At 35.0% G+C, this 13,855-nt stretch carries 9 protein-coding genes; 8 read left to right on the forward strand and 1 reads right to left on the reverse strand.

Going from position 1 to position 13,855, the window contains the following annotated elements:
* Positions 1-13 precede the first annotated feature (13 nt).
* The 8 genes from ACUTSE_RS06070 to ACUTSE_RS06105 all read left to right on the forward strand — a co-directional run bounded on the left by ACUTSE_RS06070 (position 14) and on the right by ACUTSE_RS06105 (position 12,280).
* Positions 14-1,522 carry a SusD/RagB family nutrient-binding outer membrane lipoprotein gene (locus tag ACUTSE_RS06070; protein ID WP_445639582.1) on the forward strand — a complete coding sequence of 503 codons (1,509 nt, stop codon included), beginning with the start codon at positions 14-16 and terminating at the stop codon, positions 1,520-1,522.
* Between the two features lie 363 nt (positions 1,523-1,885).
* On the forward strand, positions 1,886-4,933 hold the full coding sequence (locus tag ACUTSE_RS06075; protein WP_445639583.1) for a SusC/RagA family TonB-linked outer membrane protein: 3,048 nt from the start codon (positions 1,886-1,888) through the stop codon (positions 4,931-4,933).
* 5 nt (positions 4,934-4,938) lie between these two features.
* The gene (locus ACUTSE_RS06080; RefSeq protein WP_445639584.1) at positions 4,939-6,375 is read left to right on the forward strand and encodes a RagB/SusD family nutrient uptake outer membrane protein; all 1,437 of its coding nucleotides are present in this window, start codon (positions 4,939-4,941) and stop codon (positions 6,373-6,375) included.
* A gap of 122 nt (positions 6,376-6,497) precedes the next feature.
* Positions 6,498-8,528 (forward strand): putative porin, encoded by a 2,031-nt coding sequence (locus ACUTSE_RS06085; RefSeq protein ID WP_445639585.1) that lies wholly within the window; start codon positions 6,498-6,500, stop codon positions 8,526-8,528.
* 104 nt (positions 8,529-8,632) lie between these two features.
* Positions 8,633-9,922: a DUF2851 family protein gene (locus tag ACUTSE_RS06090; protein ID WP_445639586.1), complete on the forward strand. Its 1,290-nt coding sequence runs from the start codon at positions 8,633-8,635 to the stop codon at positions 9,920-9,922.
* A gap of 28 nt (positions 9,923-9,950) precedes the next feature.
* On the forward strand, positions 9,951-10,172 hold the full coding sequence (locus tag ACUTSE_RS06095; RefSeq protein WP_002987586.1) for a hypothetical protein: 222 nt from the start codon (positions 9,951-9,953) through the stop codon (positions 10,170-10,172).
* Between the two features lie 54 nt (positions 10,173-10,226).
* On the forward strand, positions 10,227-11,126 hold the full coding sequence (locus ACUTSE_RS06100) for a ComEA family DNA-binding protein (protein ID WP_445639587.1): 900 nt from the start codon (positions 10,227-10,229) through the stop codon (positions 11,124-11,126).
* An 11-nt stretch (positions 11,127-11,137) separates the two neighbouring features.
* On the forward strand, positions 11,138-12,280 hold the full coding sequence (locus ACUTSE_RS06105; RefSeq protein WP_002987583.1) for an acyl-CoA dehydrogenase family protein: 1,143 nt from the start codon (positions 11,138-11,140) through the stop codon (positions 12,278-12,280).
* A 78-nt stretch (positions 12,281-12,358) separates the two neighbouring features.
* Here the strand turns inward: ACUTSE_RS06105 and ACUTSE_RS06110 are convergent, their stop codons facing one another.
* Positions 12,359-13,543, reverse strand: coding sequence for a dicarboxylate/amino acid:cation symporter (locus ACUTSE_RS06110; RefSeq protein WP_002987581.1), 1,185 nt, complete (start codon positions 13,541-13,543; stop codon positions 12,359-12,361).
* Positions 13,544-13,855: the final 312 nt, after the last annotated feature.

Consider the following 13,855-nt stretch of genomic DNA (forward strand, 5'->3'; position numbering starts at 1 on the left):
TTAGAAGTGAAAAATGAAAAGAATTAAATATATTTTAGCAAGTATCGTCATTGGAGCTTTGTCCTTGCAATCGTGTTCCGAAGATAAAATGGACGATATAAATAAAAACAAAAATAATCCTGAATTTGTTGAGTCTCGATTTATACTTACGGAAGTAATGACGAAAACAGGATTCTATGTTACAGGATCAGATTTAGCTTTTTATGCATCAATTTATACCGAATTGTTGGGAGGCGCTCATGCTCAGTTTTATAATGCGCAAGAGCGTTTAGGTGAACCAGCTTTAAGTACGACGTATAATAATCTGTGGAATGCTATCTATGTTAATCTTCGTAGCTTGAAAATGGTTGAACAAAAATGTTCGGAAGGTGGAGCAGAAGCGGGAAATTATAATGCCTTGGGTGTAGCCCAAATTTTAAAAGCGTATAATTTAGCTTTACTAACGGATTTGTTTGGAGATGTACCTTATTCGGAAGCACTAGAACCTTTAAAGAACCCTCAAGCAAAGATAGATAAGCAAGAAGATTTGTATAAAGAAGTTTTTCGTTTATTAGATGATGCAGTTGTGAATTTAGCCAAGGAATCAAAATATCCAAGTATTGGAAAACAGGATTTGATTTATAAAAATGGAAACTCAGAGAGTTGGATAAAAGCAGCCTATGGATTGAAAGCACGTTATTTAATGCGACTGTCTGCTAAAAATCCTGATTATCAAGGGGTGATTGATAATGTAAATAAGTCTTTTGCTAATAGTATTGAAGATTTTAACTATCAAGTACCAGGAGTTGATTATCCGTTTTATACGGTGTTTCAAGCTAGAGAAGGTATGTTTTCATCTAAAACCTATTATGATTTAATGAAACGTTTAGACCCAGAGGATCCACGTTTAAATGATTATTTTGTAAAAGTAGGAAAAGAAAATCCAACGGTAGTATTAGTAGATCATGGTGGAAGAGTAACTCAATCACAAAGTACATATTCACCATCAGGGTTAAGTTGGGGAACGAGTAGTGATTTAGCTAATGCAACTAATGCTGTTTACTTAATGAGTTATCACGAATTGTTGTTCTTGAAAGCGGAAGCTCAGGTGCGTTTAGGTATCCCAGAAGCCAATGCTACGTTACAAGCAGCAGTTGATGCAGGCTACATAAATAAAAAACAAAAGTTTACGTATGTGCGTTTTACTCCAAGTACTGATCCAAACATTCCAGATCCAGAGAATGGGTATAATCGAAATTTACCTAAAAATCTAACAGGAGAAGAGCTATTAAAACGCATTGCAGAAGAGAAGTATTTATCTGCTTTTGAAGTAGAAAGTATTGAAATGTACAACGACATTAGAAGATGGAAAGCAATGGGTGAAAACTTAATTGAGTTGCAACATAAAGACCCAACTAAATTTCCTAAGCGCTTTGCATACGGAAACTCAGATGTATCAAACAACCCACACGTAAGAGCTGCTTACGGTGATGGAAGTTATGTATACACAGAAGATGTTTGGTGGGCAGGTGGAACTAGATAAACTGAAACAGTAAACTAGTTTAGATATAGAAAAGAGGAAGTCGAGAGGCTTCCTCTTTTTTTATGGATATAACTTAAAAAATAGTTTATCGAATAACTGATACAAAGGATGGACGGAGAAAAATGGAGTACGCTGTTTTTTTACTTGGTAAGGCAGATGAAATAAAGGATTTTTAATTCATTTGTAAAGAATTTTATTTGTTTGTAATTGTGTTTGTATTTTGAATTAATGGTGGTTCTGTTAGGTTGTTAGTGATTAAAATGGTAATAATCTAGAGATAATGATAATGAATAGTTAATTTATCTCTGGGATTTGTTAAAAATATTGTTTAAGTTTGTTTAACTAACTAATCAATTTTTTAGAATGAGATCAAAGATTAAGTGGATGTACACGTGCATGTTGATCTTACTGGTACAAGTAGGATTTGCACAAGAGAAAACACTGTCTGGAGTGGTTACAGAAGATGGTATGCCACTACCAGGGGTGACGGTAGTGATTCAAGGAACTCAATTGGGTACACAAACCGATTTAGATGGTAAATATTCCTTAAAAGCAAAACCAGGACAAGTACTTGTGTTTTCTTTTATTGGAATGAAAGAAGTGAAACATACGGTTGGAAATGCCAATGTGTTTAATGCTGCGCTTCATGCAGAAGGGAGTGAGCTGGATGAAGTTGTAGTATTAGCTTACGGTCAAGTAAAGACTAAAAACGAAGTTACAGGTAACGTTGTTGCTGTAAAAGGGGAAGTAATTGCAGGTACACCAGTTGTTTCTGCAGACCAAGCTTTACAAGGGCGTGTTGCGGGTTTACAAATGGCTACTACTTCAGGGTCTCCAGGAGCAACACAAAATATCCGTATTCGTGGACGTAATTCTGTTTCTGCAACAAATGAGCCGTTGTACGTTATTGATGGTATTCCTGTTATTAACTCAAATTTGGCTGATAGCGATGATGTAACGAGTTTATCGCCATTAGCAGCAATTAATCCTGAAGATATTGAGTCGATGACAGTTTTAAAAGATGCTGGAGCTACTTCTGTGTATGGTGCTCGTGGATCGAATGGGGTAATTTTAATTACGACGAAAAAAGGAAAAAGAGGAGAACCAAGCTATAGCTTTAGATCATCAATTGGATTCCAAAACAAAGCAGTAAAAGGACCTCGTTTCTTGTCATCAAGAGAAAAAGGAGATTTGTGGGTTGAGGCACTTTACAATACTTTAGGTGGTGAAGAGGCAGGAATTACTAAACAATGGGTGATTGATAATTATGAGACGGAGGATGTGATGGATCGTTATGATTTGTTTATGTATTGGAGAGATAATGGAATGCAGAATTATGATTGGTCAGAAATGGTAAAAGTGAAAAATGCACCCATGTCAAGTTTAAACTTTTCTGTAAATGGAGGAGATGAGAAAGGTACTTATATGGCTTCTATCGGACATGAAAAATCTGAAGGTGTTGTAATCGGAACGGATTTTAGGAGGGTAACTGGATCCTTTAATTTTACACGTAACCTGAGCGATAAAATTGATATTAGACTAGGAGCAAATGTTTCTAATATCAAACAAAACGGAATCTTAGAAGGAGGAGCATTTTTTAGTAATCCAAACTTATCCTCTATGTTCATGAATCCTTGGGCTGCACCTTATAATGAAGATGGGTCATATAATATTGCTAATGCAAGATTAGGTGGATTACCAAATATTTTGTACACAACAAATCAAAATTTGAATCAAAACGATTTTACACGAGTTATTTCAAATAATGCAATTGGATATAAAATTTTAGATAATTTAAAGTTTGAGTCTGCAATTGGTTTAGATTATACCTTGGCAAATTTTCAATCATATTATAATCCAGTACATGGTGATGGAAGAGCTACAGGAGGATCAACAGCTCAGTCAGATCGTAGAGTATTCAATTATGTATGGCAAAATTCATTAAACTATAACTTTTACTTAGGAGAGAATCATCGTTTTGACGTAAAAGCTTTAATGGAGTATCAAAAAAATAAATTCAATAGACTTTCTGGTTCCGGACAGGTTTTACCTCCGGGGTTAACTACTTTAGGTGGATCGGCTGCTAATTATACAGCTGACTCTGAATACTATGATTGGATGCAATTGAGTTATTTAGGATTGGTGAATTATTCCTATGCAAATAAGTATTTAGTTGATTTAACAATCAGACAGGAAGGTTCTTCTCGTTTTTCAAGTAAAGATCGTTGGGGAACATTCTGGGCAGTTGGTGCTGCGTGGAATATCCACCAAGAAGATTTCTTATTAGATTCTAATGCAATTAGTACATTGCGCTTAAGAGGGTCTTATGGTTCCACTGGAAACTCTTCTATTAATGCTAATATGTATCAACACTTATTAGCTAAAGCTGCATATAATAATGAAGCGGGATTGATTAGTACACAAATTGGAGGAGAGTTAGGATGGGAGAAACAGAATAAACTCGATTTTGGATTAGAATTTGGATTTATTGATAATCGTATTACGGGTAGTTTTGCTTATTACCAAAGTAAAACTAAAGACTTGTTGTATAGTTTGCCATTATCAATGACTTCAGGATTTTCTCAAAAGTGGATTAACCAAGGGAAATTAGAAAATAGCGGGGTTGAGGCTGAATTAAATGTTGAGATTATTCGTTCAAAAGATTTTAACTGGTCTATTGGTGCGAATGTTGGAACTGTGCGTAATAGATTAACTGAAATGCCAACGGCAATTAAATCTTATACAGCAGATAAAGAAGGGCGATTAATCAACGAATGGTATATGCCAACTTATGCAGGGGTGGATCCACAAACTGGTGCTGCTCAATGGTATGCAGCAGATGGTACAAAAACGAACGTATATGGAAAAGCCGAAAAGCGCTTCCAAGGTGCTAGTGGTTTGCCAAAGGTATCAGGAGGATTTAATACGCATGTTGATTTTAAAGGATTTTATTTAGATGCCTTATTCACGTTTGCAACAGGATATAAAGTATATGATATATGGTCTCAAATTACACATGAAACTACAAATACATCCTTATATTCTTATAATGCAAATAGTGAGTTGTTAGATCGTTGGCAAAAGCCTGGTGATATAACAGATGTTCCAAAGTTGACTTTTTCAGGTGAAAGAGATGTGAATAATAATTATACACAACCATCATCAAGATTTTTATATGATGGAGATCACATCCGTTTGAGACAAATTACTTTTGGATATAATTTTACTAAACAGGCTGCTAAATCAATTGGTGTAGATGGAATTAATTTATCTGTCTCAGCTTTAAATCCATTGACATGGGTGAAAGATGGGCGTTTAAAATATGATCCAGAAGTGAATGCAACAGGAAATATCGAACTAGCTTCCCCTCCGTTGAAATCAGTAGTATTCTCTCTTAACGTTAAATTTTAATTACGATGAAAAGAACACTTAAACAAATTGGAATTTTTGTTGCTATAGCAAGTATTTCTTTAGCATCATGTTCATTAGATCCAAAATTATCAGAAAATATAGATTATGGTAAAACACCTATATCTACCGAAGAAGAATTACAAGCGAGTATTATAGGTACATACGCTTTAATGGCTGATGCTAAATATTATGGAAATAACATAATTGCTTATTCTGATGTTAGATCAGAAAATGCTTACTCTGATGGGAGAAGTAATCGCCTAGGAAATGTGTCATCTTTCGGATTGACAACTTCTGCGAGATATGTTGCAGATACATGGCAACAAATTTATTTGGTAATTTCTGAAACAAATCGTGCGATAGAAGCAAATGTAACTGAAGATGCATCAATAAAAAATTTAAAAGGACAAGCATATGTTTTACGAGCATTAGCACATTACGATGCATTGCGTATCTATGGTCAGCAATATGTAAATAACAAGGGACTAGATGGATTGGGTATTCCGTATATTACAAAGTATGCTGCCATTGATGCTAAAGTTACACGTGGGACAGTAGCTGCAAATAGAGCAGATATTTATGCTGATTTTGATAAAGGGATTGCTCTTTTAACAGAGGCAAATAGTCAAGATAAGGTTAAGATTTCTTTAGCCGCAGCCTATGGATTAAAAGCTAGAGTAGCGTTATTCTTTTCTAACTGGGATAATGCTGACTTACTTGTTGCAAAAGAAAATGCTCAACAAGCAATGGACAATAGTAATTCAAATATACTAGGACGCTTTGCTTATGTAAGTTCATACTCAGCGGATGATGCACAAGCAAATTCAATTTTTGAACTAAAACAATCAGGGGTAGATAATCCAGGTACAGACTCTTTATTTTATGTTTACGCAGAAGAAAAAGATGGTTATGGCGATATTTTAGTGAATTTTAAAGTTGAAGATTTATTTGGTGTGGATGCTCCAAAAGATATTTTAGATGGAGAGGGTAAAGTTATTGAAACGATTCCAGCAAATGATATTCGTGCTGATAGAGATATGATTGCTATTAGAGCAAACGAGTTACGTAACGTAGGAAAGTATCCTAAAATGGCGTCTAATTTGAAATTAATGCGTTATGAAGAATTAGTGTTGATTTTTATTGAAGCAGATTTTCGTATAACTAATGGAGCAACACCAGAGGGATTAGAATACTTAAATTTACTTAAGAAAAATCGTCTAACAACATTTACTGATTTGACAACCTATACTTTAGATGATATTCGTATTGAAAGACAAAAAGAGTTGTTATTTGAAGGATTCGGTTTTGAAGATTTAATGCGTTTTCATTTACCAATAACTAATATTTATGGAACCTTTACATATGGTGAAGATATATTAGCTTTCCCAATTCCTCAATCTGAAATTAATGCAAGTGGTATTCCACAAAATGAAGGATATTAATCGTATCTAATTATAAACTAAAAGGAGTATGTTTTTACATACTCCTTTTTTATTGCCTTAAATTGACTCATTACCATCATTATAATAAAAATAAATTTACCTTTGCTTAAATTTAGAATTTTATGCGAAAGTATCTTTACTTGGTTTTCTGTTTCCTGAGCTTTGGTTTCTTAGCTCATGCTCAGTTTCAACCAACGAGACTGGATCGTGGTAATACAACGAATTTTGGAGATCCAAATGACCCTTATAATAATTTTGGTAATCAAAACAACCAAAATCCACAAGAAGAAAATAAAGAACCAAGAAGTTTAAGAGAAAAAGTAAAGAAAGATTCTATTGCTCCCATCAAGGATTATAAGATCATTACGATCCTACGTGATACGATTGCTGTGGATACTGCCCTTACTTTAAAAAGTTATTATAAGTTTAATTATCTACGCAAAGATAATTTTGGTTTATTGCCGTTTGCCAATGAAGGACAAACCTATGCTACCTTAAAATACAGTCAAAAAGTAAATAATGTTCTCCCTGGTTTTGGTTTTGAAGCCAAACACTTCAATTACATGAAAGCCGAGGACATCACGTACCACTCAAGTCCAACACCACGTACAGAATTGTATTATAAAACAGTGATGAAGCAAGGACAGAGTTTAGATGCATTCATTACGTTGAATACTAGTGAACACCTGAATATGTTTTTGGCATATAAAGGAATGCGTTCTTTAGGAAAGTATATGAGTCAGTTGTCTTCTACAGGGAATTTCCGCATTGGAGGAAGTTATTATTCCCCAAATAAACGATATGTGTTGTTTACTCACTTTGTCGCTCAAGATATCTTGAACCAGGAAAATGGAGGAATTACAGACTTAGATTTATTTGAAACAAGTGAGAAACCTTATAACAAACGCGAACGCCTCAATGTGTACTTCCGTGATGGAGAATCGCTTTTGAAGGGAAAACGATTGTTTTTACACCACGAATATCAGTTGAATAGTTCATTGGCTAATGGGATTTTATTGACGCATGAATTTACTTATGAAGATAAATTCTTTGAATATTATCAGAAGGATTTAAATAGTACCTATACCCAAAAAGATCGATTCGGTGCTTCTTTTAAATCTACGATTTCCAATAAAACAAAGTATTATACATTATCTAATAAAGTGGGAGCAGCTTTCCAATCAGGCCTTTTAGGAAGAGTGGAAGTATATGCTGATTTTTATAAATACAATTATCAATATAACAGTGTAGCGAATATCAATGGAGGATTCATTCCGAACCTACTAGAAAAAAACATGACGCTAATAGGAGGAAAGTATACCTATAAAAAAGAAAATTGGAACGCCTTTTTATTGGTCTATAATTCATTAGGAAACGATAATACAAGTAATATCCAAGCGAATATCGATTATGCCTTAGCAGATAATATTGGATTACAAGCGGGCTATCAAAAGTTGAGCCGCATGGGGAATTTAAATTACTATTTGTATCAAAGTGATTATTTACATTACAATTGGAACAATAGTTTTAATAATGAAAAAATCAACCAATTTGATGCAACCTTGACAACCCCTTGGGTAACGCTTGAAGGAAGTTATCAAGTGATTAAAGATAAGTTGTATTTCTCCAATGACAATCCGGTGTACAATGATTTTGGTATAGCCAAGCAATTGTTGATTACACCTAAACAATATGGTAAAACAATTAACTTCTTATCACTACAAGCATCCAAAGAGATTAAATTTGGACGATTCGGATTGGATAATACCATCTTGTATCAAGAAGTAGATCAAGAAGATAATATCCTCAATGTACCCAAATTGCTAACACGTAATACCTTGTACTACAGAGGAGCTTTATTTGATAAAGCATTGAAATTTCAAACGGGAATTACATTTACCTATTTCAGTAAATTCTACGGGAATGATTACAATCCTGTAATTGGAGATTTCTATGTACAAGACAAAGTGAAAATAGGGGATTATCCAGTCTTCGATTTCTTTATTGATATGAAAGTGCGTACAGCGCGTATTTATTTAATCCTAGAGCATTTTAATGCGAGTATGTCTGGATATAAATATTACACCGCACCCAATTATCCCTATAAAGACTTTACGTTTAGATTTGGTTTAGTTTGGAACTTCTTTAGTTAAAATAGAGTAAGGTTGACCAGCAGGTCAACCTTTTTTTATTCCAAGTACGCGCTTTGGTTAGGTTTTTGTTGCTGTTGTATTACCAACCAACAAAACAGACGATAATGAAAGAAGCTTTTGTACAATATGTTTGGGAGAAGCAATTGTTTACCACGCCATGCTTGCAGACAATACAAAGGCAAGAAATTAGGGTGATCTACCCTGGACAGTGGTCTACCTTAGCAGGTCCCGATTTTTTTAACGCACAAGTGTCAATTGAAGGACAAGTGTGGGCAGGGAATGTTGAAATTCACTTGCAATCATCGGATTGGTTCCGTCATCACCATGAACAAGATAGTCGATACGATAATGTGATTTTACATGTAGTCTGGGAATACGATACTCCAGTGTTTAATTCGAGAGGAGAAGAAATTCCTACTCTTGTTGTGGCTACTTATGTACAACCTTCCATATTAAATCAGCGAGAGCGTCTTTTCACTCCCAAGTCAACCATTAACTGTCAATCACTTGTAAAAGACAGTTTATCTCCTATTGCTTGGCTCAAGTGGAAAGAAACTTTGTATGTAGAACGCTTGGAAGATAAAGCCATAAAAATACAGTTGCTTTTACAGGAAACAACCAATGATTGGAATCAGGTGCTATGGTGTTTCTTGGCTAAAAATTTTGGATTAAATATCAATGGAGATGCTTTCTTATCCATAGCAAAAGCGTTGCCTATTCAAATTTTGCTTAAGGAAGGGGATGAGTTACTCCATATTGAAGCCTTGCTCTTTGGAATGGCAGGTTTTTTAAAAGAAGACCAAGAAGAAATACTAGATCGCTATTATTGGGATCTAGTGAAACGATGGAAATTTTATCAACAGAAATATCAATTACAAGAGCGCAATGCAAAAGAACTCCACTTCTTTAAACTTCGCCCAATCAACTTTCCCACCATTCGTTTAGCACAATTAGCGTATTGGTTTTACCATCAGAAATACAATTTTGCCGTATTGCTTCAAGCGCGAGATAGTAAAGAGTTAAAACAGATGCTCCAAGCAGATGTTAGCCCGTATTGGCAAGAACACTATATGTTTGGAAAAGAAGGAAAGCGTACCACAAAGCGGTTGTCCAATACCTTTCAAGAACTAGTGCTGCTCAATACAATCATTCCGATGCAATATGTATTTGCATGCCACAAAGGAAGTATAGAGGATGTGGAACGCATTATTGAAATGAGCTGGCAACTCAAAATGGAGTCCAATGCAATTACGACTTTATTTCAGAAGGAAGGTGTGAGTTTAGAAAGCGCTTTTGATTCACAAGCCATGATTCATTTAAACAAAAACTATTGTGTGATGAATAAATGTTTGTCTTGCGCGGTTGGCTTAGCAATTTTAAATAAAAAGAACTAAATTTGTATTACGACAAAGAAGTTAGAAGATGATTAATAATTTGCGTTATTTTTTGGAAAAACACGGATTCAAAGTATCTACCCGTTTGGGAGATCGCTTGGGGATTCGCGTTTCCAATATTCGCCTCTTTTTTATTTATCTTTCCTTTTTTACTTTAGGGTTGGCTTTTGCACTTTATCTCACGTTAGCTTTTGTAGTGCGCTTGAAAGATCTAGTTTATACCAAACGAAGCTCTGTTTTTGATCTGTAATTCAAGTGAAGTAGACCCAATCTTTGTGAAGTAATACACATGTATACATGTCGTATGAAATGGAACAAATACTTTTATCATTGGTATTATTATACCCAATCCCAAAAGCGAGGGTTCATCGCTTTATTAATCGTCTTTTTTGCTGTACAATTGTTGTTGTATTGGTATGACCACCAACCACGCAATAGAGGAAGAGAAGTGAGTTTAGTTGAAGGGCATCATAGGATTCAAAAGGAGATAGATAGCTTGCGTCTGCTACAAACAGCAAAGAAAGATACCATTTATCCTTTTAACCCGAATTACCTTACCGATTATAAAGGATATATACTCGAATTAACCTTAGAAGAATTAGATCGTTTGTTTGCGTATCGAACGGCGAATCATTATGTCAATTCCAGTCAAGAGTTTCAAGAAGTAACAGGTGTTTCTGATGCCTGGCTTGCAAAATATAGCCGTTATTTTGTCTTTGGAAATCGACGGAAATACACTTCAACAACCAACGATACACGAGAATTAGCAGGTAAACCCAAAGAGAAGACTAAACCAATAGTTATGCAAGATATCAATCGCGCAACGATAGAAACATTGCAAGAGATTTATGGTATTGGACCCGCATTGTCCAAGCGAATTATTGATGATCGCACCAAATGGGGTGGTTATGTTCACATCGATCAGCTAAAATTTGTCTATGGATTATCGGAACAAGTAATTGCTTCGCTTTTACAACAATATGCAGTCCTTTCTTCCCCTTCGATTACACCAATTGATTTGAATAATGCAACTGTAAATGATTTGAAAAATATACCTTATTTAAATTATTATCTCGCAAGAGAGATCATTAAATATAGAAGTTTACACGGAGATTTCGTTAATAAAGAACAATTAAAAGAAATTGAAAAAATTCCACTTGACAAGATTCATATAATTAGTTTATATTTGGAAATTAGGAATTAAATTAAACAACCATGAATTTTGAATACAATGAAACTCAAGCAATGATTGCTGAGTCTATTAGAGATTTTGCAGAACAAAATATTCGTCCATATATTATGGAATGGGATGAAGCGCAGATTTTTCCAGTTGATTTATTTAAGAAATTAGGAGAAATGGGATATATGGGAGTGCTTGTTCCAGAAGAATACGGAGGATCAGGACTTAATTATCATGAATATATTACAATTGTAGAAGAAATATCAAAAGTAGATTCATCAATTGGTTTATCAGTTGCTGCTCATAATTCATTATGTACCAATCATATTTTGACGTTTGGTAACGAGGAGCAAAAGAAAAAATGGTTGCCAAAATTAGCTACAGCAGAGTGGATTGGTGCTTGGGGATTAACAGAGCACAATACAGGATCTGATGCTGGAGGAATGAATACAACAGCAGTAAAAGATGGAGATCACTGGGTGTTAAATGGAGCGAAAAACTTTATTACACACGCAATTTCTGGAAACGTAGCAGTTGTAATTGCTCGTACAGGAGAAAAAGGAGATTCACGTGGAATGACTGCTTTCGTTATTGAAAAAGGAACACCAGGATTCTCTAGTGGTAGAAAAGAAAATAAATTGGGAATGCGCGCTTCAGAAACAGCAGAGTTGATTTTTGACAACTGTCGTATTTCAGATGCAAACCGTTTAGGAGAAGTTGGCGAAGGATTTATCCAAGCGATGAAAGTGTTGGATGGTGGTCGTATCTCAATTGGAGCTTTATCTTTAGGAATTGCTAAAGGAGCTTATGAAGCAGCATTAAAGTATTCAAAAGAAAGAGTGCAGTTTGGAAAACCAATTAGCGATTTCCAAGCAATCGGATTCAAATTAGCAGATATGGCTACAGAAATCGAAGCATCTGAATTGTTATTACACAAAGCAGCTTTCTTGAAAAACAACAATAAACCAATGACAAAATTAGGAGCTATGGCTAAAATGTATGCTTCTGAGGTTTGTGTGAAAGTTTCTACAGATGCAATCCAAATCCACGGTGGATACGGATATACAAAAGATTTCCCAGTAGAGAAATTCTTCCGTGACTCTAAATTATGTACAATTGGAGAAGGAACAACAGAAATTCAAAAACTAGTGATTTCTAGAAATATTTTAAAAGAGTAGTTTCTTATAGATAAATTAAAAAAGGTCAACCGTTGGGTTGACCTTTTTTTATGTGTATTTGTTCAAAATTCATTGGATCTAGACCGCTTCTTCAGTTATATTTTCAGATTTGCCTTCACTGAACTTCGTAACCATTAAACTCAAAGCGCCATCTCCCGTTATATTACAAGCCGTACCAAAACTATCTTGTAAAGCAAAAATGGTTAAGGTCAAGGCAATTCCAGCATCGTCAAAACCAAGTACAGAACTGATAATTCCCAAAGATGCCATAACTGTACCACCAGGAACCCCAGGAGCACCGATGGCAAAAATTCCCAATAACAAAATAAAGAGAATCATGGTACCAAGATCAGGCATCGTACCGTATAATACTTGAGAAACGGTCATCACAAAAAACACCTCCGTTAGTACAGAACCGCATAAGTGAATATTGGAAAAGAAAGGAATAGTAAAGTTCGTAATAGAAGGACGAAGTACTTTACTTTGATGTGCAGAATGTAAGGCTACCCCTAATGTAGCTGCTGAAGACATCGTTCCTACAGCGGTTAGATAAGCCGGACCATAATGCTTTAGAACTTCCCATGGGTTCTTTTTACTGTAAATCCCCGCAATTGTATAGAGTACCGCTAACCAGACAAAATGAGCAACAATAACAATTAGAATCACAGTTAAGAATACAGGAAGTTGCGATTGAATCGACCCTTCATAACTAAGTAGAGCAAAATTACTCATGATGTAAAAAGGCAGGATGGGAATCAACACGCGATTGACTAACAGCAAGACAATATCCTTAAACTGGTCAAAAGCCTTTTCTAAAGGTTTAGCCTCTGTCCAAAGTATACCAATACCAATCATTAAAGCTAACGTCAAGGAAGTCATTACACCAAATACAGGCGGAATATCTAACTTGAAAAGCATTGCCGGAAGTTCCTTTAAATCGTTAGCAGAATTCGCGATTTCTAATCGAGGAATTAGTTCATAACCCAATGTTGAGCTAAAAAAACCAGCTCCTATACTCGATAGGTAGGCAATTAAAACAGAAAAACTGATAATCTTAACCGAGTCCTTATTGAGTTTGGTAATGGATGATACAACAAATCCTAGGATAATGAGGGGAACCAAAAACAAGATGAGTTGCCCTAAAATATGACGCATCGATAGAATAATCTGTAGGAGCGTATCATTTAAGTAGCCTCCAATTAATAGCCCTACAATAACTCCGAGCAGCAATCGAATGATGGTATTGTTTAGTATTTTTTTCATAGTCAATATTTGAATAGAATTAAAGGTAAAAATAAAAAGTGAAGATTGGTTTTATAGCAAAAGAAAAGTAAAATACCATATAGATGGTAGACATAGAAATCAAGTAGGAGAGAGATGGTTATGATACTCAAATATTTCAACTCAGTTCATTCATTAATCAAATATAAATTCGAAGGTAAAGGAAGGTAAGTAAAAAGTAAAAAAGGGGATGAATAACTGTTGTACGGTGTTTGGATACCCCTAGTTTACCGTTCGCGCATTTAAATATACCGTTCACGCATCCTTTTTTGGGGAAGGATTGGTTGTAAACTA

The sequence above is a fragment of the Myroides sp. TSA_177.3 genome (assembly GCF_052691955.1).